The organism is Pseudomonas sp. A-R-19 (assembly GCF_019956575.1).
In the GTDB taxonomy this organism is placed as follows: Bacteria; Pseudomonadota; Gammaproteobacteria; order Pseudomonadales; family Pseudomonadaceae; genus Aquipseudomonas.
Genome location: NZ_JAHBDR010000045.1, coordinates 36,740 through 58,190, shown reverse-complemented (window position 1 = coordinate 58,190; position 21,451 = coordinate 36,740). Strand labels below are relative to the sequence as shown.

Below are 21,451 nucleotides of genomic sequence, written 5' to 3'. Positions count from 1 at the left end.
AACGGCCTTATTGTTCACCTCGCTGTCTCAACGCAGTCAGTGCCTCATAGCGAGACGACACACCCAGCTTGGTGTAGATGTTCTTGAAGTTCCACTTGATGGTTTCCTGACTGAGATTCAGGGTCTGGGCAATGCGTTTGTTGGGCATCGACTGCTCCAGCAAACTGATGATTTCCAGCTCCCGCTTGGTAAACAGCGAGGATTCCCCCGCCGCCGAATCTTTCATTGCACGTGACGATGCAGGGCCAGTGCTGGCGCAATTCAACGGGACGGCCGCCAACCGATTGCGGTAGCTGTCCAGGACCGGATCGTCACGGCAATCCAGATTGGCCAGCAGGGTCAGCAGGGAAGGGCCTTCATCCAGCAGCGTGCGCACCAGGCCCAGCCGATAGCTTTCACCGACGACTTCACGCAACAGCACGGTGGTTTCTGCCGGGCGTCCAAGATCATTCAGCGCAACGGCACGCAACAAACCCGACTGGATTCGCCATTTACCTCGACAGTAGCGACTGGCGAACTGCTCGACGATGTCCAGGGCCAGGAGGGCACGCTCCGGCTCTTGCCTGGCCAGGCAGATGCGCGCGCGCGAAAGGGCCGCGAGGGCACTGATTTCCTGAGCAAGCGGCGTGTCGTCCGAGTGGCGATGGGTCAGCGCGTCGAGGCCGGCTCTCTGACTTTCGCACTGTCGCCAATCGCCGTTGCCAAGCAGGAAGCGTATTTGCTCGGTCAGGTTATGGGCCAGCGCGCGATCGAATCCTCGAGCACGAAACTCCATCGCCATCTTGGCCAGGTAAGTCAGCGCACTGGCCGTGGACTCCTGCAAGTAGTTCATGCGAGCGACACTGATCATCGCGGAGATGGTCACCGATGGCGGAGCGAATCGCAAAAGATCAAGACGATTGCTCAAGGCTTCGCGTACATCGTCAATGCGATCCATCTCGTAGTGCGCTTCGGCGACCGCCACCGCACAGGTGCATGCGCTGACTGAACGACGACCGTGATTGCGCTCGGCCAGGAGTAGAACATCAATGAGATGCCGTGAAGCCTCTATGACGTTTCCATTGAGTAATACCCCATGGGCAATGGTGGCGACGATCATCAGCGCCAACTCATCATGGCTGGTGCGCAGCGTTTCGCATTCGGGGCTATTGAGGTACTCCCAGGCTTGTTGCTGATGGCCGAGGTAGACCAGGCAGTTGATGTACAGACAGACACGCATCCGCTCATTGAACGGATGTGTGAAGCTGCGCTCCGGTAAGCCCTCAACGAGCTGGCTGCAACGTGCCAGGTCATCATGTTGCAAAGCGACCGCTGCTTTGGCCAGATCGATTTGTGGCTTCCACTTTGTCTTGGTCGCCGGGCTCTTTTCGAGCACGTCGATCCACGTTTCCGCTTTGCTGGTCAGCATCGTCAACAAGCAGCCCCAGGCACCTTGAAGCAGTACCTTGGGGTGCTGTGTCAATTGTTCCAGAGGCACACAATCGAGCCAGCGCATGAATTGACCCAGATGACTCAGGCTGTGGTAGGTCGGCTGCTTTCGCTCCAGCAGCCAGACCAGCTCCTCAAGGTCTTCGCTGAGTACTGCATGACGAGTCGCTTCGCTCACCATTCCGGCGTGTTCGAACCAATGCGCGGCACGCAGGTGCAATCGGGGCAGGTCGGCATCCGACGCGGTCAAGCGTTGTTGCAGGTATTCGGCGAATAGCGGATGCAACCGGTACCACTGCTGCTGGCTCTCCATGTCGACAGGCAGGATGAACAGGTTGCGGGTCTCGATACTGGCAATCAGTTCGGCGGCTTGCGATGCCTGGCTGACATGCTCGGCTACCTGCGCATTGAAGCGGCGCAGAATCGAGATTTTCTCGAGAAATCCGATGATCTCCGTGGGTAACCCGTTCACCACGTCTTCGGCCAGGTAGTCCCGCAAATCGCTGTTGCCGGGAAGCAGTCGATGGATCTTCGCTTCCTTGCGCGGGTTGGCCTTGAGCGAGATGGACATCAATTGCAGGCCAATGGGCCAGCCATCCGTGTTGTCGTGAATGGAGTGCGCTAGTTCCATATCGATGCCTTCGTCCAGATAGGCCTTGAGGAAGGCCAGGGACTCGTTGAAATCAAAACCAAGCTCGGTGGCGTTGATCTCACAGAGCTCGGCCATCGCTCGTAGTCGGCCGAGCTTCAGATTGGGATTCATCCGTGAGGCCAGGACAATGTGAAGCTGCGCCGGAGCACCATCCACTATCAGTTGAATCAGGCGGGAAATGCGTGGATCGGTGGCGAAATGGAAATCATCGATCATCAAGTACAGCGCACTGCTGACCCGCGCCAAGGTGTTGATCATCACCGACGCCAGCGCGAGCAAGCCGTCCAGTGACTCGCGCTCGATCAACAGCAAGAGATCGTCCTCCAGGGGGACACCGGCATTCTGGAGGGTGCAGATGAGGTTGGCGCAGAACGACTCAAGGACGCCATCCTCCTGGGCGAGTGACAGCCATACGACAATGCTGCCGTCTTTGATCAGGCCTTGTCGCCACTGCGCCATCAGTGTGGTCTTCCCGAACCCCGCGCTGCCATTGATCAGGGTCAGGCGGCAATCCCGAGCCGCTTGCAGGCGGGCCAGCAGCGTCTCCCGCAGCACGGCGTGACTGCTGATGCGTGGCGGCGAGAAGCGGGTGGTAATGGGCGGGGAACTCGGAAGCATGGCTAATCCAGTCTGCTGCGGGTTTCAAAGGCTTTTGAAAGATTTTAGGCCGATTACAGCACGTTTATGCAATGACTAAATTACTCGCCGGGGCAAGCGCAATCGGGCGAAGACAGGGGGGGCCACCCCAATCCCCCCCGCAGGACGCGGGTACAGCCTGCAGATGATTTCGTAACGATGCAGCCTGGATTGCTCGGGATATCGAGCAAAGCGAGAAGCCGCAGTGGGCTGAATTTTTTATGGAGAATGTGATGTCGCACAAACCGTACGTTGCCGGGGTTGGTATGATCCCGTTCCTGAAGCCTGGGGCCAGTGGGTCGTATATCGAAATGGGCGCTGAAGCCACTCGCCAGGCATTGAAAGACGCAGGACTGCACTATCACCTGGTTCAACAGGCTTATGTCGGATATGTCTATGGCGATTCCACCTGCGGCCAATCGGCACTCTACGAAGTGGGCATGAGCGGCGTACCGGTAGTGAACGTCAACAACAACTGCTCCACGGGTTCCACTGCCCTGTACCTGGCTCGCCAGGCCGTGGAAAGCGGGGCGGTGGAGTGCGCCTTGGCCCTGGGCTTCGAGCAAATGCAACCCGGCGCCCTGGGGGCGGTGTTTACCGATCGTCCGGCCTGCATGGGCAAGCACCTGGAGGTCTCGGACGAACTGACCGCTGACGCCGGCGCGATCGGCGTTCCGATGACGCTGCGACAGTTTGGTGGTGCGGGGCGTGAACACATGCAGCATTATGGCACCGAGATGAGCACCTTTGCCGCGATTCGCGCCAAGGCCAGCCGTCATGCCGCCAACAACCCGCTCGCGCTGTTCCGTAAAATCGTCACCACCGAAGATGTGATGAACGATCAAGTGCTCTGGCCGGGTGTGATGACGCGCCTGATGGCTTGCCCGCCTACCTGTGGCGCAGCCGCGGCGATCATCTGTAGCGAAGCGTTCGCCAAAAAACATGGTCTGCGCACTGACGTGATGATCATGGCGCAATCGATGACCACTGATCGTGGGGTTTCCTTCGAACCGGCATCGATGATCCAGACGGTCGGTTTCGACATGACCCAGCGTGCCGCTCACGAGGTGTACGAGAAGGCGGGTGTCGGGCCGCGGGATATCCTGGTGGCCGAAATGCATGACTGCTTTGCCCAGAATGAGCTGCTGACCTACGAAGCCTTGGGGCTGTGCCCGGTGGGCGGCGCCGAAAAATTCGTGCTCGATGGCGATAACACCTACGGCGGGCGTGTGGTGACCAACCCATCCGGTGGGCTGCTCTCCAAGGGCCACCCGCTGGGGGCCACAGGTCTGGCTCAATGCTATGAACTGACGCACCAGCTGCGCGGAACCGCTGACAAGCGCCAGGTCGAAGGCGTGAATCTCGCTCTGCAACACAACCTCGGCCTGGGCGGTGCCTGCGTCGTCACGCTCTACGGCCGCGCTTGATGTCGTTCGCGTGCGCACGTAAGGCGCACGCGTTTTTTGCACCGAACGCAGTGAATCAGCATGGCGTACTTCCTGTATTAAACTGTCGGTCTGCACTTGAAGAAGATCGTCTCCGGAATTCAGTCGATGGCTATGCCACCCCAAGATCCCAAGCGCCACCTGTCAGTCGATCGAGTGCCTCAACTCATCCCTGACACCAAGGTCATTCCACCTCGCGGTGCACGCCAGCTCATGCCCCGAGCGACACTGATGAGCCGCCTGATGGAGGCGCGCCGGCAGCGTTGTATCGCTATCCAGGGGCCTGCCGGAAGCGGCAAGACCAGCACTTTGCTGGCCTGGCGCCGGCAATTGATAGCGATAGATTTCGACGTCGCCTGGCTGTCACTGACTGGCGAGGATAATGAGCCGGCGCGACTGGCTAACTGCTTGTTGGCCAGCGTTGCCGAGGTCGACGGCGCGCTTGCACGAGAAGCTGCTTTGTTGCTCGGGGAAGGTGGTGGCGAGTTGGCGCTCGAACACTGGGTCATCGTCCTGCTTCAGTCTGTGGCTCGACACGGCTCTGAGCTGGTGGTGATGATCGATGATGTGCATCACCTCAATGATACAGATAACTTCAAGGTGCTGGGTTGGCTGCTTGACTATGCACCGCCGAACCTTCACCTGGTGCTAGGCACGCGCAGCGCGTTACCTGCAACGCTTCCGCTTGCGCGTCTGCGCACCCAGGGGCAGCTGAGCGAGTATGACTTGCGTGACTTGCGTTTCAGTGTCGAAGAGTCAGAACGATACTTGCGACAATTTGGCGAGATCAGCACTCACGATGCCGAGGCCTTGCATGACTTGACCGACGGTTGGGTGGCTGGCCTGCAATTGTTCGCTATCGACTTGAAATCCAGGCACGGCAGCAGCGTCAATCGTATGCAGGTGCGAGGCGCCGGGGCCTTTGCGCAGTACTTCGAGCAGGAGGTGTTGATCCACTTGCCACTCGAAGACCGGCAGTTGCTGACGCGTTCTTCGATCTGCAATCGCTTCACCGCCCCCTTGTGCGCCAGGCTTGTTGGCAAGCCGCACGCGATTGCCGGGATGATGAGCCAATTGACCCGCCTCGACAGCGATAACCTGTTCATCACCCAGATCAAGAGCCACGACAGGGAAACCTGGTACCGCCTCCACCCGTTGTTGCGCGAGGTATTGCGCGAGCATCTGAGCCGTCAGCCCGAGGAGGAACAAAAAAAACTCCATGCAGTGGCGCGCGACTGGCTGCTCGAACAGGGGCATATCGACGAGGCGGTGCGCCACGCCGTACTGGCCGGCGATTTTCAGATTGCGGCCGAGATTGTCGAAGCCTGTGCGCACGAATTGATGGCGCGTGGTTCCCTCAGTCAATTGCCCAACCTGCTGCGCAGGCTGCCCATGGAACAGATGCGCGAGCGCTATAGCCTGCAATTGGTGATGGCGCAGTTACAGCTGCATGCGCATAACTTCGCAGAAGGGCAAGAGATACTTGACCAGCTGGAGGCGCAACAGCACCGACTGAATGTTCAACAGCGTCAAGGCCTGCTGGTAACGCGTGGCACGCTGGCCATGCAGCGTGACCTGACCGAGGCCGCATGGTGCTTCGCTCCGGAACTGGAAGCGATACCTGACGATGCCGACGATCTGATATTGACCGGTCGCGCCTCCATTCTTGCCTGGTTGTATTTGTTCAGCGGTGATCACGAGCGAGTGCATGCAATCATCCAGCACAGCGATCGCCCGAATACCTCGCCGCGCCGGACCCTCGTTGGTCGATGCATCTACGGCATGAGCCTGGTGCATGAGGGGCGCATCAGTGAAGCGGAGAATATCTTTCGCAACACCCTGGAAGCCGCAAAATCGCACGGCAGCAGTGCCGCGGTCGCTGGCCATGCGGCTGCCGCTTTTCTCGCCAGCCTGTTGTACGAACAACACAATCTGGCCGATGTCTGCCATTTGCTTGAGCCTCGCCTCGACATCCTTGAGCGGATTTCCATGCCCAACATCGTCTTGCACAGTCTTCTGTCGCTGAGCCGCGCTTGTTGGCTCAAGGGCGAGCAAACCCAGGCGGTGCTCTATCTGGATCGCTTGAAAGACTACGCACAGCGCTATGACCTGGGCCGTCTGCTCGCCTGGACACTGTACGTGCGTATGCGTTGGTGTCTCGAAAAACTCCATACTTCGCAGGCCGAAGCCCTTTTGAGCGAGCTGCAGGAACTTGCCGACAAGCAGGCCGGCATCCATCGCGGTACGCCATTGATCATCCGGCTTTTGGCCCTGCGGGCGGCGATCGAATTGAGTTTGTATCAGCGCGAATTCAGTGTGGCGATCGAGCAAATCGCATTGCTGATCAATGAGTGTGAAACGGCCACGCATTGGCAGTGGGTGGCCATCGCGCGGCTTCAACTGTCCATCGCTGAAAAGGGGCGAGGATGTGACGAGCAAGCGCTCGAACAATTGATTGAAGTCTTGCGTCTGGGACATCGCCTGGGCCTGGTACGCAGTCTGCTCGATGTTGCGCCACAACTGCCTCGAATGCTGAACGATTTACTGCAAGCCAATGCGCTTGATCCGGTGCTTGCGTTTTATGCCCAGCGCCTGATCGCAGCGGGCAGGCCGGCAGAAAAAACCGGGCGCACAGTGAATTCATCGGTTGCGAACTTGAGTGAGCGGGAGACCGAGGTCGTGCAGTTGATGGCACAAGCCATGACTAACAAGAAAATTGCCCGCACCCTTGGTGTGTCACCTGAAACGGTTAAATGGCACATCAAGAATCTGTTCGCCAAGCTCGACGCCACAGGCAGGGAAGAAGCGATTGCCAAATGGCGCGACCTGAATACCTTGTAGGAGCAGCCGTTCGACGCTCCTACAGGCATCGAACGTCAGTTTACGTTGCTCAGACGGTTTTCCCAGAACGGTTTGCGCAGTTCGTTTTTCAGTACCTTGCCGACGCTGGACATCGGCAATGAAGTGCGAAACTCGATACTGCGGGGCACTTTGTAGCCGGCAATCAATTCCCGACAATGGGCGACCATTTCGTCTTCAGTAACGCTGGCACCAGGTTTGAGGATGATCACGGCATGCACTGTTTCCCCCCATTTGTTGCAGGGAATACCAATCACAGCAGCTTGGGCAACGGCCGGATGGCGGACAAGGGCGTTCTCGACTTCGGCAGTGAAGATGTTCTCGCCACCGCTGACGATCATGTCCTTGAGACGATCGCAGATGTAGATGAAGCCATCGTCGTCCATGTAGCCGCCGTCACCGGTATGCATCCAGCCGCCGCGAAGCGCCTCGGCGGTGGCCTCCGGTTTGTTCCAGTAACCGAGCATGACGTTGGGGCCACGCACCAGGATTTCGCCGACTGTGCCACGGGGCACTTCGCGATCCTCGGCATCGGCAATGCGGATTTCCACGCAGCTGATGGGCAGCCCGGCTGAGTACATCTTGCCGCTGCGCTGATGTTTCTCGCAATGGTACTCGGCCCCCAGCATGGTGATGCCGGGGGCCATTTCAGTCATGCCATAGCCTTGCGCGAATTGGGCTGCAGGGAAGGTCTGACGGGCACGCGCGAGCAGGACAGGAGTAATCGGCGAGGCGCCGTAGGTGATTTCCCGAAGCGAGCTCAGGTCCAGTGCCGCATGGGTTGGGTTTGCCTGGTGCCAGTCGAGGATCATCTGCAGCATGGTGGGCGCTAGAAAGGTGTCGGTGGCTTGCTCCCGGCTGATCTGTTCGATGACCTCTTGCGCTTTGAAGGCGGGCAGCACGATATGCATGCCACCGCTGAGGAACAGCACGACCATCGCAGCCAGGTCGGCCAGATGGAACATTGGCATGGCATGCAGGTAGCGCGTCTGTGCGCCATAGCCCACGCGATCCTGGTTGGCGAGGGCGGAGATGCCGATGTTGTTATGGCTAAGCATCACGCCCTTGGGGAAACCGGTGGTGCCGCCGGTGTAGAAGATTCCGAGAAGGGAATCGCCACAACGGTGCGCGTCTTCAACCGGTTCGCTCTCGGCGATCAGGGTTTCGTAATTGAGCATGCCCTCGGGCGTTTCGCCGTCACCGGCATAAATCACCAAGCGGATGCTCTTGGCCTCGACAGCCACCTGGGTCCCCAGTTTCTGGAAGGCGTCATCGACGATCAGCACGCAGGTCTGCGAGTCATCCAGGGAGTAGACGATCTCGGCCGCGCTCCAGCGGATGTTGACCGGATTGAGCACGGCATCGGCCCACGGTACTGCCTGGTAGTACTCGATGTAGCGCTGGGAGTTGAGCGAGAGCATCGCTACACGCTCGCCACTGGCCACGCCCAGGCGCTTGAGCGCGCCAGCCAGCCGGGCAACGCGATCGCCCAACTGGGCGAAAGTCACACTGCGGCCCTGATAACGAATTGCCGTGGCATTGGGGCGCTGCTGCCGATGGCGCTGCAGCCCTTGGGTCATGTACATCAAAACCTCCAATATTGTTTTTGTAGGGAGTCCACTTGCGAAGTGCCAGGCCGTGATCTCATTGTCCGGGCATTCTTCCCGCTATGGGAGGGAAGAGTGCCCCCAGAGACGAACGGCGGCTTACAGGGTGCCGTAGCCGCCGCCGCAGACCAGAGCCTGACCGGTAACGTAGTTGGCTTCCGGCAGGCACAGCATCACCACCGAACCGGCGGCTTCTTCGGCCGTGCCAGGGCGACCAAGGGGAATCGCAGAGCTGGCGGTATCGATACGTTCCTGTTGAACGCCGACCTTGATTTCACGACCTTCAATGTTGATGGTCTTGCTCTCGTCGCCAGCCAGCGCCTGGGTCAGTCGGGTATCGATGAAACCGAAGGCCACGGCGTTGACATTGACCTTCAGGCGGCCCCACTCCTTGGCCAGGGTCTTGGTCATGCCGATGATGCCGGCCTTGGCGGCGGAGTAGTTGGATTGACCGGCGTTACCGCCAGCGGCCACGGAGGAAATGTTGACGATCTTGCGCAACACTTCGCGGCCTTCCGCGGCGTCTTTCTTAGCCTGGGCGCTGATGATCGGCTGGGCTGCACGCAGAATGCGGAACGGTGCGGTCAGGTGGCAGTCGATGATCGCGTACCACTGTTCGTCGGTCATTTTCTGAATGACGTTGTCCCAGGTGTACCCGGCGTTGTTGATGATGATGTCGATGCCACCGTAGCTCTGCACGGCAGTCTGTACGAAGCGCTCGGCGAAATCGGCGGCGGTCACGCTGCCGACGCAGGCAACGGCTTCACCACCGGCCTGGCGAATTTCAGCCACGACTTCTTCGGCCGGTGCCGAGTCCAGATCGTTGACCACGACTTTGGCGCCATAGGCCGCTAGTTGCAGAGCAACGCTACGACCGATACCACGACCGGAGCCGGTGACCAGGGCGACTTTGCCTTCAAGCTTTTTCATTGGATTGTTCCTTGGGCTGTGTGGGTGAAACATCAGGCGAGGGCGACAACGGCTTCGCCGGCCAGCTTCTCTTCGCCGTACTGATTGGCGCAGCGAAGCGCCAGGCGCACGCGCTGTTCGCCGGCATCGATGAACTTCTCGACGACCTTGCCGGTACAGTTCGGTATGTGGCCGATCTGAGTGATGCCAGTGAAACGAACCGACAGGCTGCGCACCTGGCTTTGCGGCACCCAGGTGGTCAGCAGGCGACCGAAGTACGCCGCGGACAACATGCCGTGGGCGAACACATCGTCCATCCCCGACTTGCGGGCGAAGTCGAGGTCGACGTGGATCGGGTTGTGATCACCCGAAGCGCCGCAGTACAAGGCGAGAGTGGTGCGGTTGACCGGCTGCAGCTTGAGCAGCGGGATCTCGTCACCGACCTGGATATCGGAAAATCGAACGCTCATGACGACTCCTTAGCGCTGCACAAGAGAGGAGCGGATATCGGCGATGTGCTCGCCATCCTGATTGGTCACGCGTGCCTCCATGACCACGAATTGCAGGGCGCCACCTTTCTTTTCGTAGAGGTCGGAGATGAAGCCGTGGAACGTCAGCACGTCTCCCGCGTAGGCCATCGAGTGATAGACGAAGGACTGCTCAGCGTGAAGAACCCGACCAAGATCGAAGCCGACCAGTTTGAGCAGCTCCACCACATCGCGGCCTTCGCTTTCCAGGCACTTGAGGAAAGTGGGCGGGACCGGCAAGGATTTATGCCCGGCGGCCTTCGCGGCGGCTTCGTCGGTATAGACCGGATCGGTTTCGCCGATGGCCTTGGCGAAGAAGCGCAGGCGACCCTTTTCAACGTCGACGCTGTACGCGCCAATTTTGTGCCCGATCAGATTTTTGTCTGCCATGTTCACTTGGCTCCTATGTGAAAACGCGCCTGAACAGGGCGATCAGTTTTTACCAAACAGCGTGACGACACAGGCGCCGCCCAGACCCAGGTTGTGTTGCATGGCGATTTGCACACCGTCCACCTGGCGCTTGTCGGCGGTGCCGCGCAGCTGATGGGTCAGCTCATAGCATTGGGCAAGGCCGGTCGCGCCCAGCGGGTGGCCCTTGGAAAGCAGACCGCCGGAGGGGTTGGTCACGACTTGGCCGCCGTAGGTGTTGTCGCCATCGAGGATGAAACGTTCGGCCTCGCCGACCGGGCATAAACCCAGGGCTTCATAGGTCAGCAGTTCGTTGTGGGCGAAGCAGTCGTGCAGCTCGACCACGCGGATATCCTCAGGGCCGATACCGGCTTGTTCGTAGACCTGGTTGGCAGCCGCCTGAGCCATGTGAAAACCGGCGAAGCTGATCATCGACGGTGGATCGAAAGACACAACCGAGTCCGTGGTCATCGACTGGGCGAGGATCGCCACGTCAGTGCGCAGGCCGTGTTTTTTGGCGAAGGCTTCGCTGCAAACAATCGCAGCAGCGCCACCGCAAGTCGGCGGGCACGCCATCAGGCGGGTCATGACGCCGGGCCAGATGACTTTGTCGTTCATCACCTCTTCGGTGGTCACCACGTTCTTGAACAGCGCCAAGGGATTATTGGCGGCGTGGCGGCTGGCCTTGGCGCGGATCGCGGCGAAGGCCTCCATCGAGGTGCCGTAGCGTTGCATGTGCTCTCGACCGGCGCCGCCGAAACCCCGCAAGGCCTGAGGGATGTCCGCGGCATCGGCGGTCAGCGATTCGAGTACGTGCAGGAAGCGTGCGCGAGGGCGGGGACGGTCATCCCAATGCGATCTCAGCGCGCCGGCCTGCATCTGCTCGAAGCCCAACGCCAGGGCGCACTCGACCTGACCGCTGGCCACGGCGGCGCGGGCCAGATACAGGGCAGTAGAACCGGTGGAGCAGTTGTTGTTGACGTTGACCACCGGAATGCCGGTCAGGCCTACCTCGTAAAGGGCGGTCTGGCCACTGGTGGAGTCGCCGAACACGTAGCCGGTGAAGGCCATCTGGATTTTGTCGTAGCTAATCCCCGCGTCCTTCAGTGCAAGGCGCAATGCCTCCGCACCCATTTCGGTGTAGGTCGGGCTGGCGCCCGGCTTGCTGAACGGAATCATGCCGACGCCGGCAACGATAACTTTGTCGCTCATGTCTTTGCTCTCGGTAGAGGAGAAGGGGGGTTAAAGTTTGCGGGCGATCAATTCGCGCTGGACTTCGTTGGTTCCGCCGAAGACGCGGGAAACGCGCAGATCGACAAAGGCGCGGGCCACCGGGTACTCGAGCATGTAGCCGTAACCACCGTGCAACTGGACCATGTCGTCCAGGTGTTTCCACAGGGTCTCGGTGGCGAACAGTTTGGCGATGGCGGCCTCTTCCACGGTCAGCTTGCGACGCATGTGTTCGCTGATGTAGTAATCGACCATGGTGCGCACTGCGACCGAGGCAGCCTTGGCATCGGCCAGCTTGAATTTGGTGTTCTGGAAATCCCACACCGTCCCACCGAAGGCCTTGCGGTCCTTGACGTACTCGATGGTCTGCTCCAGCAGACGTTCCAGGCGAATGGCGGCGTAGATGGCGATGCCCAGTCGCTCCTGTGGCAGCTCCTGCATCATGTAGGCGAAGCCTTTGCCTTCTTCACCCAGCAGGTTGCCAACGGGCACGCGCACATCGTCGAAAAACATCTCCGCGGTATCAGAGGCACGCTGGCCGACCTTGTCGAGCTTGCGGCCACGCCGAAAACCTTCGCGGCTGGTTTCAACCATGATCAGGCTGATGCCTTTGGAACCTGCCGTCGGGTCGGTTTTGCAGGCCACCAGAACCATGTCGCAATTGAGGCCACTGCTGATAAATGTCTTGCTGCCATTGATGACGTATTCGTCGCCATCGCGGACCGCGGTGGTTCGCGCAGCTTTCAGATCGCTGCCGCTGCCTGGCTCGGTCATGCCGAGGGCGAGGATGGTTTCGCCACTGCAGATGTTCGGCAGCCAGCGATGTTTTTGCTCTTCGGTACCGAAACGCACGATGTACATCGCAATGATGTCCGAGTGCAGGCCGAAACTGACGCCGGACACGCCGGCGCGGTGCATTTCTTCGTTGATGACTGTCGCGTGGCCGAAGTCTCCGCCGCCACCGCCATACACCGCAGGAACCATGGAGCACAACAAACCTTCGCGGCCGGCCTTGAGCCAAGTCTGGCGGTCGACCTTGCCGGCCTCGTCCCATTCGGCCTGACGGGGCACGCATTCGCGCTCGAAGAAGCGGCGCGCGGTTTCGCGGAACATTTCATGATCTTCGCGAAAGATGGATCGTTGAATGTGCATTACGGACTCCAGTGTCTGTAAAAGGATCGGCAGGCGACTCCTGGGGGGTGAGCCATGTGTCCGAGGGACTGGAGGAATGCTGCCGGGGTGGCTGTCGCGGTATCCCTCCCCACGGTGGGGGGGGAAGAAAGTTCCGGGAACTCACGGTAGCGTTTTACCGACAAGCCATCGGCGGTGACCTACTCATCGTGGGGGGGGGAGTGAGTGACTGGGGCTTCGTAGGCTCTGCGTCGCAGGTGTTGCTCCAGCGCGTTTAGCGCCTTGGCACCGAGTTCATTCCTTCAAGGAGTTGCATAATGAGAAGCATAACAATCACAAAGCTTCGCTTCGCACGGTTGGGCGCGGGCCTGGCACTGGCAGGTTTGTCCGTCATGGCGGCGGCCCAGTCTGCCCCGCCGATGAACCCTTATCTGGCCCAGACCTTCAGCAATCAGGCGCATTGGAACAGTGCGCAGACCGACAGCACTGAGATTGCGGTGCCGCGTGGTTCCTACGAACTGACACCTGAGTCGGTGACGTACCTGCCCAGCGATGCGGGCGGCATGCCGCATTTCGTCGACAAGGTCGGTGACACCATGGTCACGTGGTGGTGGTCCGGCCTGGGCTTGCGCAAGTACAACAAGGTCGACGGCAAGCTGGTTGAAGTGGCACGCACGGAAATGCCGCTGAAGTTGCCTGAGTTTCAGAAGGTCAGCGACGCTCAACGCCTGAAACAGACTCAGGATGTCCAGCGGTTGCTCGACAACAAGGACGAGCAGGGTTTGCTCGACTATATGCGCGGGCAGCCGAATCGAATGATCAGCAGCATCAACGATCAGTTGCGTGGCGGCGCCCTGTATTCGATGTTGACCCGCGAAGATGCCTTCATCGGTGCCGGTGGCCGGCAGATTTTCCGCGTCGATCAACTCGATCCGAAAAAACCGGACTCGGGCATGGGAACACCGTTGGTGCGTTTGCTGTCGGAATCGCTGTACGACAACGAAAAGGTCAAGCGCGGCACTGATTTCCCGGTCGACTTCAACTTTGGCATGGGCATGACTTTCAACGGCTTTCTGGTCCTCAACACCGTTGGCGGCAAAGTCATCACCCTCGACCCGAAAACCCTCGAAATCGTCGATACCTATGCCGTCGATGGCGCGGACGAATTGTTCCTCAATGGTTTTGCCAATGGCGATGAGGCGGGCGGCGGCGCGGTCTATGTGGCCTCGAACCAGAACATGTATCGCCTGGTGGTGGATGCCAAGGGCAAGATTCACAGCGACGAGGCCAGCGGCGCCTGGAAAGCGGCCTATGACCGTGGCATTCGTATCTCTGCCTTGAAAGTCGCTGACGGCACAGGCTCGACACCGACGTTGATGGGCTTCGGGCCGGACGAAGACAAACTCGTGGTGATCACCGACGGTGCGCAGAAAATGCGTCTGGTGGCGTTCTGGCGCGACCAGTTGCCGGCCGGCTGGAAGCAGAAGCCCGGCACGCTCTCGGCACGCATCGCTGACCAGCAGCAAGTGGATATGGGCGCCGACGTGGAGACCGTGCAGTCCGAGCAATCGGTGTCGACCTACGGCGACTACGCCTTCGTGGTCAACAACATCATCAGCAAGGATGCCCCTTACCTGGCGCGCGACAACTACTACGTGAGCATGCTCAACGGTGCTACGCGTCCGGGGCCGAAAGGTGTGGCGATGTTGAAGTGGGACCAGGGCAGTAATGGGTGGAAACAGCTGTGGATGCGCAACGACGTGTCGTCGATCTCTACGGTGCCGATGATCAGTGGTGGCGGCCGGATGGCGATCATTGATGGTTACTTCACCCGCGACTGGAACGACCGCTATCACATCGGCATGGACCTCGACAGCGGCGACACCGTGTTGAAGATCCATACCGGCAGCGATCCGCGTTTCAATGGCATGTACTCGGCGATCAAGGTCAACGAATCCGGCGCGATTCAGTACGGCATGGCCTTCGGCCTGGTCCGTCTGGACACCACCAAGATGAAAAAACTCGATTAACCGACAGCGGCGCGGGATCAGTGTCTCGCGCCGACTTGCAGGGTCGTAACAACCCACAATGAGAAGGTAAATCCTCCAATGAGCAAGATCGAACTACCCGAAGTGGTGCGCATGCGTGAAACCCTCACCATGCAGCGCACGGCTTATCTGTCGAATGATATCTGGACCGCAGAGCAACGCTGTGAATTGTTCGATCGCCTGATCGGCATGCTGGTTGAGTACAAGCAGGAAATCGTTGAGGCGACGGCGGCAGACTTCGGTCATCGTAGCCACGACCTGACGCGTATCATCGACTTGTTGGGCCCGCTCTCGTCGTTGAAGAAAACCAGGGCCAGGATTGCTGAGTGGATGCAACCCGAGCAGCGTGCCGCCGACCGTGGCGAGGCCTGGATTCAGTATCAGCCGCTGGGCGTGGTGGGTATTGTTACTGCCTGGAATTTCCCGGTGGGCATGGTCATCCAGGGGTTGGCCAGTGCGCTGTCCGCCGGTAACCGGGCGATGGTCAAAGTCTCGGAATTGAACCCCAAGTGTGCCGAGTTGATGCAACGGATGTTCAGCGCCACCTTCGCCGAGGATGAGATCGCCATCGTCACCGGCGACGCGCAGGTCGGTCAGGCGTTCTGCAGCCTGCCGTTCGACCATCTGCTGTTCACTGGAGCGAGCAGCGTTGGCAAGCATGTGATGCGCGCCGCTGCCGAGAACCTGGTGCCGGTTACTCTGGAGCTGGGTGGAAAGTCACCCTCCATCGTGTCGCGTTCCGCCGATATGAAGTCCGCTTCGAGCAAGATCATGGCCGGAAAGCTATTGAATGCCGGCCAGGTCTGCCTTGCGCCGGATCATGTGTTTGTTCCCGAAGAGTCGATGGAGGAATTCATCGAACATGCCAAGGCGGCGGTCGCCAAATGTTATCCGAGCCTCAAGGACAATCCGGATTACACCTCGGTCATCAACACCCGCCACTACGAGCGCCTGCTGGGCTACCTGGAGGAGGCCCGTGCGGCTGGCGTCGAGTTGATCGAGTTGAATCCGGCGCAGGAGGATTTCGCCGATCAGCCACATCACAAGATGATCCCGACCTTGCTGTGCGATCCGGGTGATGAGCTGAAGATCATGCAGGACGAGATCTTCGGGCCGCTGTTGCCGATCAAGCCATATAAGGACATGCGCGATGTGGTTGCCTACATCAACGCTCATCCGCGTCCGCTGGGGCTGTACTACTTCGGCAGCGATGCGGCCGAGGAAAGTTTTGTCCTTGATCGCACCGTTTCGGGTGGAGTGACGATCAACAACGTGGCCCTGCACGCCAGTGTCGACAGTCTGCCTTTCGGCGGGGTTGGCAACAGCGGGATGGGCAGTTATCTGGGGCACCAGGGCTTTGTCACCTTCAGCCATCCGAAGCCGGTCCTGCGAGCCGCAGACGGTCCGGACATCACCCGGCCACCCTTCACCGAGCAGGTGCGGCAGATGGTGGATGCGATGATCAAGCGATAGTGCTGGAGGATATGGCGCCCACCGGTGTGAACCGGTGGGAGTTTTTTTTATTGCCGCGAATTAATCGCAGGGTGAGGTCAGCAAGGTCTTGATGAGTCGACGCAGTTGCTTGTGCAGCAGCGCCGGATCGGCTGTCGAAGGATCGAGCAGCAGCTGAAGCATCATGCCGCGCATCGTTCCAATCAGCAGCGTAGCGGCTGTCAGCGGATCGGTATCGGCAGGGATCTCGCCGTTGGCGATGCCGATTTCCACCTGTTTGGCCAGGGTCAGTCGTACGGAATGGTTGTACTCGGCCAGTATCGCTGCGGATTCCGACTCAACCGTCACGCCCTCTGCCATCAAGGCGAGTAAAGCGCGGGCGTTGGTCCATTCGGCGTCGTCGCGCAGGAAGTATGCATCGATGTAGCCGAGCAAGGTGTCCAGTCCCGGTTCGCGTCGGGGCGCCTTGTCTTCGACGACATCCATGAACCTGGTATTTACGAACCCGGCCAAAGCACGTAGCAGGCCAGCCTTGGTGCCGAAGTGATGTGCTGCCAGGCCGCGACTGTAGCCGGCTTGCAGACCGACCTCGGCCAAGGTGATGCCAATCCAGCCTTTGCGCGCGACGATCTGGCGTGCCGCCTCCAACATGCAGTGTTCTGCCTGGGCGCGCATTTCCACCTTGGATCGACGGGTGGTGTTGGGGGTGCTTTGGTCGGGAGTGTCCATAGGCGAATGATCAATTACCGGTGAATTCAGGAACGCGACGCTCGCGCATCGCCTTGTTGCCCTCGGCAAAATCGCTGGTGAGGACCTGCCACTCTTGCTCGGTGGCCTCGCGGTCGATGATTGCATCCACTGAATCGGCGAGGCCGGCACGTAGTGTCTGGCGGCTAGACATGACGGCAAGGGGTGCACTCAGGGCGATTTCTTCAGCCAGGTCGCGAGCAGCCTGACGTTCTTCGCCAGGCGCCGCAAGCACATCCGCAAGGCCGATACGGACGGCTTCTGCACCATCGATACGACGGCCGGTGGCGATCAACATAGACGCCATCTGGAGGCCAACGACGCGCGGCAGCGTAACAGAAATGCCGAAGCCCTGGTGCATGCCAAGGCGATTGAAATTGGCAGAAAAACGGGCCTTCTCGCTAGTGACGCGGTAGTCGCCAACCAGTGCCAGGCCCAGGCCTCCACCGATGGCGGCACCCTCTACCACGACGATCAATGGCTTGGCTGTGCGGAACAGGCCCACGGCGTGTTTGTACAGCTGACGAGGAAGAATTTTTTCACCGGTCTGCGCCAACCCACTGAAGTCAGCACCTGCGCAAAACGTCTTTCCTTCGGCTTGCACGATAACGACGCGACAGGTCGGCAACTGGTCCAGATACTCCAGTGCGGCGAGCAGATCCATGATCAGTTCCTGATCGAAAAAGTTCAGCGGCGGACGGCTGAATTCGAGCGTGGCGATGTGTCCTTGCAGTTCAAGGGTCAAGCCACGGCCGGGAGTGAAGGAGGCGAGGGTAGTCATCAGATGCTCCGAATGGGACGGGAAAACAGACTGGATCGATGGCGCTTGATCCCTTTACAAGAATGCTGTTAGCTTATTCGCTTGTTGGTCAGCCAACAAGCGACTTTGGTCGCCTGTCCCTAAAATTCAAAGAGCAGAAACCATGCAGGCACTCGATATCAGGCCTTGTAGGCTGGACGCCAAGACGCAGGCGCTGCGTGCAGAAGTCCGTACTTTTCTCGCTGAGGAGCTCAAACACTATTCGCCTGCCGATCGTGCCAAAGGGCTCGTCGGTCTTGTACCGGAATTCACCCGCAAGCTGGGCGAGCGCGGCTGGCTGGGCATGACCTGGCCCAAGCGTTACGGCGGCCACGAGCGCAGTGCGCTGGAGCGTTACGTGGTTCTGGAAGAACTGCTAGCGGCTGGCGCGCCGGTGGGCGCGCACTGGGTCGGTGAACGCCAGAGCGGTCCGTTGCTGATCAAGTTTTCTCCGGAAGTCCTTGCTCCGCAGATCGTCCCGGGCATAACCCGCGGTGAAACGCTTTTGGCGATCGGCATGAGTGAGCCCGACGTTGGTTCCGACCTGGCGGCTGTGCGCACCCGTGCGCAAAAAACTGAAGGCGGCTGGATCGTCAACGGCAGCAAGGTCTGGACCTCGGGCGCTCATCTGGCCCACTACATGATCACGCTGCTGCGCACCGGGCCGAAGGAGGAGGGCAATCGCCGCGCAGGCTTGTCGCAACTGCTCATCGACCTCAAGGCCCCCGGCGTGACCGTGCGCCCGATCTACAACATGCTCGGCGAGCATGATTTCAATGAAGTGTTTCTGGAAAACGTCTTCGTTCCCGATGATTTCGTCATTGGCGAGTTGGGCAATGGCTGGCTGCAGGTCACTGCGGAACTGGCGTTGGAGCGCAGTGGTCCGGAGCGCTACCTGAGTAGCACCCAACTGTATCTGGCCATGCTCGACGAGGCCGACCCGCAAGACAGTCGGCATGCCGTAAGCCTCGGTCGCTTGGCGGCACGCTACGCCGCGCTGCGGCAGATGTCGCTGGGCGTCGCCGGCATGCTCGCCCGTGGGGAGAATCCGGCTATCCAGGCGACCGTGGTCAAGGACCAGGGTGCCTTGCTCGAACAGGCTATTCCGGACGTAGCTCACGATCTGTTCGGCGATCAGCGTGAGCCCGGTTCCGACCTCGACCAGGTGATGCGCTTCCTGACTCAGAGTGCGCCGTCCTTCTCGTTGCGTGGCGGTACTCGTGAAATTCTGCGCGGCATTATCGCCGGAGGTCTTGGACTGCGATGAATACAACAATTGATCACCAGGGTGTGGACGACGGCGTCCCTTCAGAAATGCAAACCATGATCGCCGACAGCGTCGAGCGTCTGTTTGCCAAACAGGTCACCCGTGAATTGCTCGAACGCTTTGATGCCGGCCACCGCGCAGACGCGTTATGGCAGATGGTCGTCGACAACGGCCTGCCCGGTGCGCTAGTACCGGAAGGCGCCGGCGGAAGTGGTGCCAACTGGCTCGATGCCAGCCCGGTTCTGCGCGCCATTGGCTACTGGCAGGCGCCACTTCCACTGGCGGAAACCATGCTTGCGGCAGCGCTGTTGGCTCACGCCGGTATGGAAGTGCCGGAAGGGCCGATCACCCTGATTCAGGCCGGCCGTTTGGGCGATCTGCAACTGGATAAAGAAGGGGCGCGCCTCGACGGCCGAGTCGTCAACGTGCCATGGGCGCGCAGTTGTCGGTGGGCTGTGGTTGCTGATGGCCAACACCTGGCGCTGGTCGACTTGCGCCAGGCAACCATCACCCTGGCTGCCGGTAGCAATTTTGCCGATGAAGAGCGCGATGCCCTTGTTTTCGCCAACGCCAGCACTCAGGCCACCGGTCAACTGCAACTGGCCGGTCTGCACGAGCCGGTATGGCATCTAGGTGCATTGTTGCGCGCTTGCACGCTGGTTGGCGCGCTTGAAGCAGCGGTCGACAAGGCGGTGCTGTACGCCAATGAACGCGTGCAATTTGGCAAGCCGATTGGCAAGCAACAAGTACTGCAGCAATACCTGGCCCAAATGGCCGGGGCTACAGGCGCAGCGCGGATGGCTGTGCAAGTAGCCTTGCGCAGCGCGAGCGAGCTATTCCTCGGGACCGCCGGAAACCACGGCACCCTGGCATTCGATATCGCCGTGGCCAAGGTGTGTGCTGGCGAAGCAGCGACGCTGGCCGCGTCCATGGCGCATCAGGTGCACGGCGCTATCGGTTTTACCCATGAACACACCTTGCATTTTGCTACGCGTCGCCTTTGGTCCTGGCGTGACGAGTTCGGTGGTGATGCGCTTTGGGCCAAGGTGCTGGGGCAAGCGGCCATTGCCGCGGGGTCCGAAGGGTTCTGGGCAGGGCTGACCGATCGAAGTTTGTGAAGCGCTGCTGTGTTTGTTCAGTCACCGCGTGAACGGCCTGACCGCTCACGCAAATAAAACAATAATTTTTTCGAGGTAAATCATGAAAGCTGCCGTATTCCATACGCCGGGTTCCCCTCTGACCATCGAGGAAGTCGGGATCAGCAAACCGGGTCCGCGTGAAGTGCTGGTGCGCACTGTCGCTGTGGGTGTCTGCCATTCGGATCTGCATGTTGTGGACGGGATGTATCCGCATCCGGCCCCCGTGGTGCTCGGCCACGAGGCAGCCGGTATCGTCGAACAGGTGGGCTCGGACGTCCGCACCGTCAAACCAGGGGATCATGTGGTCACGTGCCTGTCGGTCTACTGCGGCCATTGCGCCCATTGCGTCACTGGTCACTTGTCGCTGTGCATATCGCCGGAAACCCGCCGCAGCAAGGGTGACGAACCACGGCTGACGTACGTGCAAAAACCCATGCCGCAATTTGCCAACCTGTCCGCCTATGCCGAGCAGATGCTGGTTCACGAACATGCACTGGTTGCCATTCGCCGTGACATGCCGCTGGATCGCGCCGCGCTGCTCGGTTGCGCCGTCACCACGGGGACCGGTGCGGTATTCAACACCGCCAAAGTGCGCCCCGGCGAGACCGTGGTTGTTCTGGGTTGTGGCGGCATCGGCCTGGCTGCAATCAACGGTGCGGTACTGGCCGGTGCCGGCCGCATCATTGCCATCGACATGCTCGATTCGAAGCTGGAACTGGCCCGGCAGTTTGGCGCCACCGATGTCATCAATGCGAAGAATGGCGATACGGTTCAACAGGTCATCGAGCTGACCAGAGGCGGCGTCGATCACTCATTCGAGTGTATCGGCCTCAAGCAGACGGCCGAGCAGGCATTCGGCATGCTCAAACGTGGAGGCTGCGCGACGATCATCGGCATGATGAAACCGGGCACCAAGCTTGAGCTCGATCCTTTCCAGCTTCTGCAGGCCCGCCGCATTCAAGGGTCAATTATGGGTTCGAACCGTTTTCCGGTCGATCTGCCGAGCCTGACCGACTTCTATATGCAGGGTCGGCTCAAACTCGACGAGATGATTTCGCAGCGCATCAAACTCGAAGACATCAATATCGCCTTCGACGAGATGCGTCGCGGCGAGCTGGCGCGTTCGGTGATTGTCTTCGACCAGTGAGTGTCGGGTGAGGGAGCGGG

At 59.9% G+C, this 21,451-nt stretch carries 16 protein-coding genes; 7 read left to right on the top strand and 9 right to left on the bottom strand.

Going from position 1 to position 21,451, the window contains the following annotated elements; genetic code table 11:
- Positions 1-7 precede the first annotated feature (7 nt).
- The gene (locus KGA88_RS10470; protein WP_223590625.1) at positions 8-2,698 is read right to left on the bottom strand and encodes a LuxR C-terminal-related transcriptional regulator; all 2,691 of its coding nucleotides are present in this window, start codon (positions 2,696-2,698) and stop codon (positions 8-10) included.
- A gap of 251 nt (positions 2,699-2,949) precedes the next feature.
- Here KGA88_RS10470 and KGA88_RS10465 point away from each other — a divergent pair, with 251 nt between their 5' ends.
- Together KGA88_RS10465 and KGA88_RS10460 are read left to right on the top strand one after the other, a co-directional pair.
- On the top strand, positions 2,950-4,143 hold the full coding sequence (locus tag KGA88_RS10465; RefSeq protein WP_223590622.1) for a lipid-transfer protein: 1,194 nt from the start codon (positions 2,950-2,952) through the stop codon (positions 4,141-4,143).
- 249 nt (positions 4,144-4,392) lie between these two features.
- Positions 4,393-7,002 (top strand): LuxR C-terminal-related transcriptional regulator, encoded by a 2,610-nt coding sequence (locus tag KGA88_RS10460; protein ID WP_223590619.1) that lies wholly within the window; start codon positions 4,393-4,395, stop codon positions 7,000-7,002.
- A 35-nt stretch (positions 7,003-7,037) separates the two neighbouring features.
- On the opposite strand, the gene KGA88_RS10455 is transcribed toward KGA88_RS10460, so the two are convergent.
- From KGA88_RS10455 to KGA88_RS10430, 6 genes are all read right to left on the bottom strand, one after another.
- Positions 7,038-8,606: a long-chain-fatty-acid--CoA ligase gene (locus KGA88_RS10455; protein ID WP_077182798.1), complete on the bottom strand. Its 1,569-nt coding sequence runs from the start codon at positions 8,604-8,606 to the stop codon at positions 7,038-7,040.
- 120 nt (positions 8,607-8,726) lie between these two features.
- On the bottom strand, positions 8,727-9,557 hold the full coding sequence (locus KGA88_RS10450) for an SDR family NAD(P)-dependent oxidoreductase (RefSeq protein WP_077182799.1): 831 nt from the start codon (positions 9,555-9,557) through the stop codon (positions 8,727-8,729).
- 32 nt (positions 9,558-9,589) lie between these two features.
- Positions 9,590-10,006: a MaoC family dehydratase gene (locus tag KGA88_RS10445; RefSeq protein ID WP_077182800.1), complete on the bottom strand. Its 417-nt coding sequence runs from the start codon at positions 10,004-10,006 to the stop codon at positions 9,590-9,592.
- 9 nt (positions 10,007-10,015) lie between these two features.
- A complete protein-coding gene (locus KGA88_RS10440) occupies positions 10,016-10,453 on the bottom strand; it encodes a MaoC family dehydratase N-terminal domain-containing protein (protein ID WP_077182801.1) in 438 nt (145 codons plus the stop codon).
- A 42-nt stretch (positions 10,454-10,495) separates the two neighbouring features.
- Positions 10,496-11,683, bottom strand: coding sequence for a lipid-transfer protein (locus KGA88_RS10435; RefSeq protein ID WP_077182802.1), 1,188 nt, complete (start codon positions 11,681-11,683; stop codon positions 10,496-10,498).
- Between the two features lie 30 nt (positions 11,684-11,713).
- Positions 11,714-12,853 (bottom strand): acyl-CoA dehydrogenase family protein, encoded by a 1,140-nt coding sequence (locus KGA88_RS10430; RefSeq protein WP_077182803.1) that lies wholly within the window; start codon positions 12,851-12,853, stop codon positions 11,714-11,716.
- Positions 12,854-13,149: 296 nt separating this feature from the next.
- Here KGA88_RS10430 and KGA88_RS10425 point away from each other — a divergent pair, with 296 nt between their 5' ends.
- Both KGA88_RS10425 and KGA88_RS10420 read left to right on the top strand, forming a co-directional pair.
- A complete protein-coding gene (locus tag KGA88_RS10425) occupies positions 13,150-14,862 on the top strand; it encodes a hypothetical protein (RefSeq protein WP_218639273.1) in 1,713 nt (570 codons plus the stop codon).
- 78 nt (positions 14,863-14,940) lie between these two features.
- The gene (locus tag KGA88_RS10420; RefSeq protein WP_223590616.1) at positions 14,941-16,353 is read left to right on the top strand and encodes a coniferyl aldehyde dehydrogenase; all 1,413 of its coding nucleotides are present in this window, start codon (positions 14,941-14,943) and stop codon (positions 16,351-16,353) included.
- Between the two features lie 60 nt (positions 16,354-16,413).
- Here the strand turns inward: KGA88_RS10420 and KGA88_RS10415 are convergent, their stop codons facing one another.
- Entirely contained in the window at positions 16,414-17,061 is a 648-nt protein-coding gene (locus tag KGA88_RS10415; protein WP_077182805.1) for a TetR/AcrR family transcriptional regulator, read from the bottom strand.
- Positions 17,062-17,071: 10 nt separating this feature from the next.
- The gene (locus tag KGA88_RS10410; RefSeq protein WP_077182806.1) at positions 17,072-17,860 is read right to left on the bottom strand and encodes an enoyl-CoA hydratase/isomerase family protein; all 789 of its coding nucleotides are present in this window, start codon (positions 17,858-17,860) and stop codon (positions 17,072-17,074) included.
- A 142-nt stretch (positions 17,861-18,002) separates the two neighbouring features.
- On the opposite strand from KGA88_RS10410, the gene KGA88_RS10405 reads away from it, so the two are divergent.
- From KGA88_RS10405 to KGA88_RS10395, 3 genes are all read left to right on the top strand, one after another.
- On the top strand, positions 18,003-19,145 hold the full coding sequence (locus KGA88_RS10405; RefSeq protein WP_077182807.1) for an acyl-CoA dehydrogenase family protein: 1,143 nt from the start codon (positions 18,003-18,005) through the stop codon (positions 19,143-19,145).
- Entirely contained in the window at positions 19,142-20,263 is a 1,122-nt protein-coding gene (locus KGA88_RS10400) for an acyl-CoA dehydrogenase family protein (protein ID WP_223590613.1), read from the top strand. Before KGA88_RS10405 ends, KGA88_RS10400 begins: the two co-directional genes overlap by 4 nt.
- Before the next feature lie 82 nt (positions 20,264-20,345).
- Complete coding sequence (locus KGA88_RS10395; protein ID WP_077182809.1) at positions 20,346-21,431, top strand: Zn-dependent alcohol dehydrogenase; 1,086 nt, start codon at positions 20,346-20,348, stop codon at positions 21,429-21,431.
- The last annotated feature ends 20 nt before the right edge of the window (positions 21,432-21,451 follow it).

Bases quoted from the DNA above. Each gene is read 5' to 3' on its own strand.
- KGA88_RS10415 (WP_077182805.1), bottom strand. From the start codon at position 17,061: ATGGACACTCCCGACCAAAGCACCCCCAACACCACCCGTCGATCCAAG.
- KGA88_RS10440 (WP_077182801.1), bottom strand. From the start codon at position 10,453: ATGGCAGACAAAAATCTGATCGGGCACAAAATTGGCGCGTACAGCGTC.
- KGA88_RS10470 (WP_223590625.1), bottom strand. From the start codon at position 2,698: ATGCTTCCGAGTTCCCCGCCCATTACCACCCGCTTCTCGCCGCCACGC.
- KGA88_RS10450 (WP_077182799.1), bottom strand. From the start codon at position 9,557: ATGAAAAAGCTTGAAGGCAAAGTCGCCCTGGTCACCGGCTCCGGTCGT.
- KGA88_RS10460 (WP_223590619.1), top strand. From the start codon at position 4,393: ATGAGCCGCCTGATGGAGGCGCGCCGGCAGCGTTGTATCGCTATCCAG.
- KGA88_RS10405 (WP_077182807.1), top strand. From the start codon at position 18,003: ATGCAGGCACTCGATATCAGGCCTTGTAGGCTGGACGCCAAGACGCAG.
- KGA88_RS10400 (WP_223590613.1), top strand. From the start codon at position 19,142: ATGAATACAACAATTGATCACCAGGGTGTGGACGACGGCGTCCCTTCA.
- KGA88_RS10435 (WP_077182802.1), bottom strand. From the start codon at position 11,683: ATGAGCGACAAAGTTATCGTTGCCGGCGTCGGCATGATTCCGTTCAGC.
- KGA88_RS10395 (WP_077182809.1), top strand. From the start codon at position 20,346: ATGAAAGCTGCCGTATTCCATACGCCGGGTTCCCCTCTGACCATCGAG.
- KGA88_RS10445 (WP_077182800.1), bottom strand. From the start codon at position 10,006: ATGAGCGTTCGATTTTCCGATATCCAGGTCGGTGACGAGATCCCGCTG.
- KGA88_RS10430 (WP_077182803.1), bottom strand. From the start codon at position 12,853: ATGCACATTCAACGATCCATCTTTCGCGAAGATCATGAAATGTTCCGC.
- KGA88_RS10465 (WP_223590622.1), top strand. From the start codon at position 2,950: ATGTCGCACAAACCGTACGTTGCCGGGGTTGGTATGATCCCGTTCCTG.
- KGA88_RS10455 (WP_077182798.1), bottom strand. From the start codon at position 8,606: ATGTACATGACCCAAGGGCTGCAGCGCCATCGGCAGCAGCGCCCCAAT.
- KGA88_RS10410 (WP_077182806.1), bottom strand. From the start codon at position 17,860: ATGACTACCCTCGCCTCCTTCACTCCCGGCCGTGGCTTGACCCTTGAA.
- KGA88_RS10425 (WP_218639273.1), top strand. From the start codon at position 13,150: ATGAGAAGCATAACAATCACAAAGCTTCGCTTCGCACGGTTGGGCGCG.
- KGA88_RS10420 (WP_223590616.1), top strand. From the start codon at position 14,941: ATGAGCAAGATCGAACTACCCGAAGTGGTGCGCATGCGTGAAACCCTC.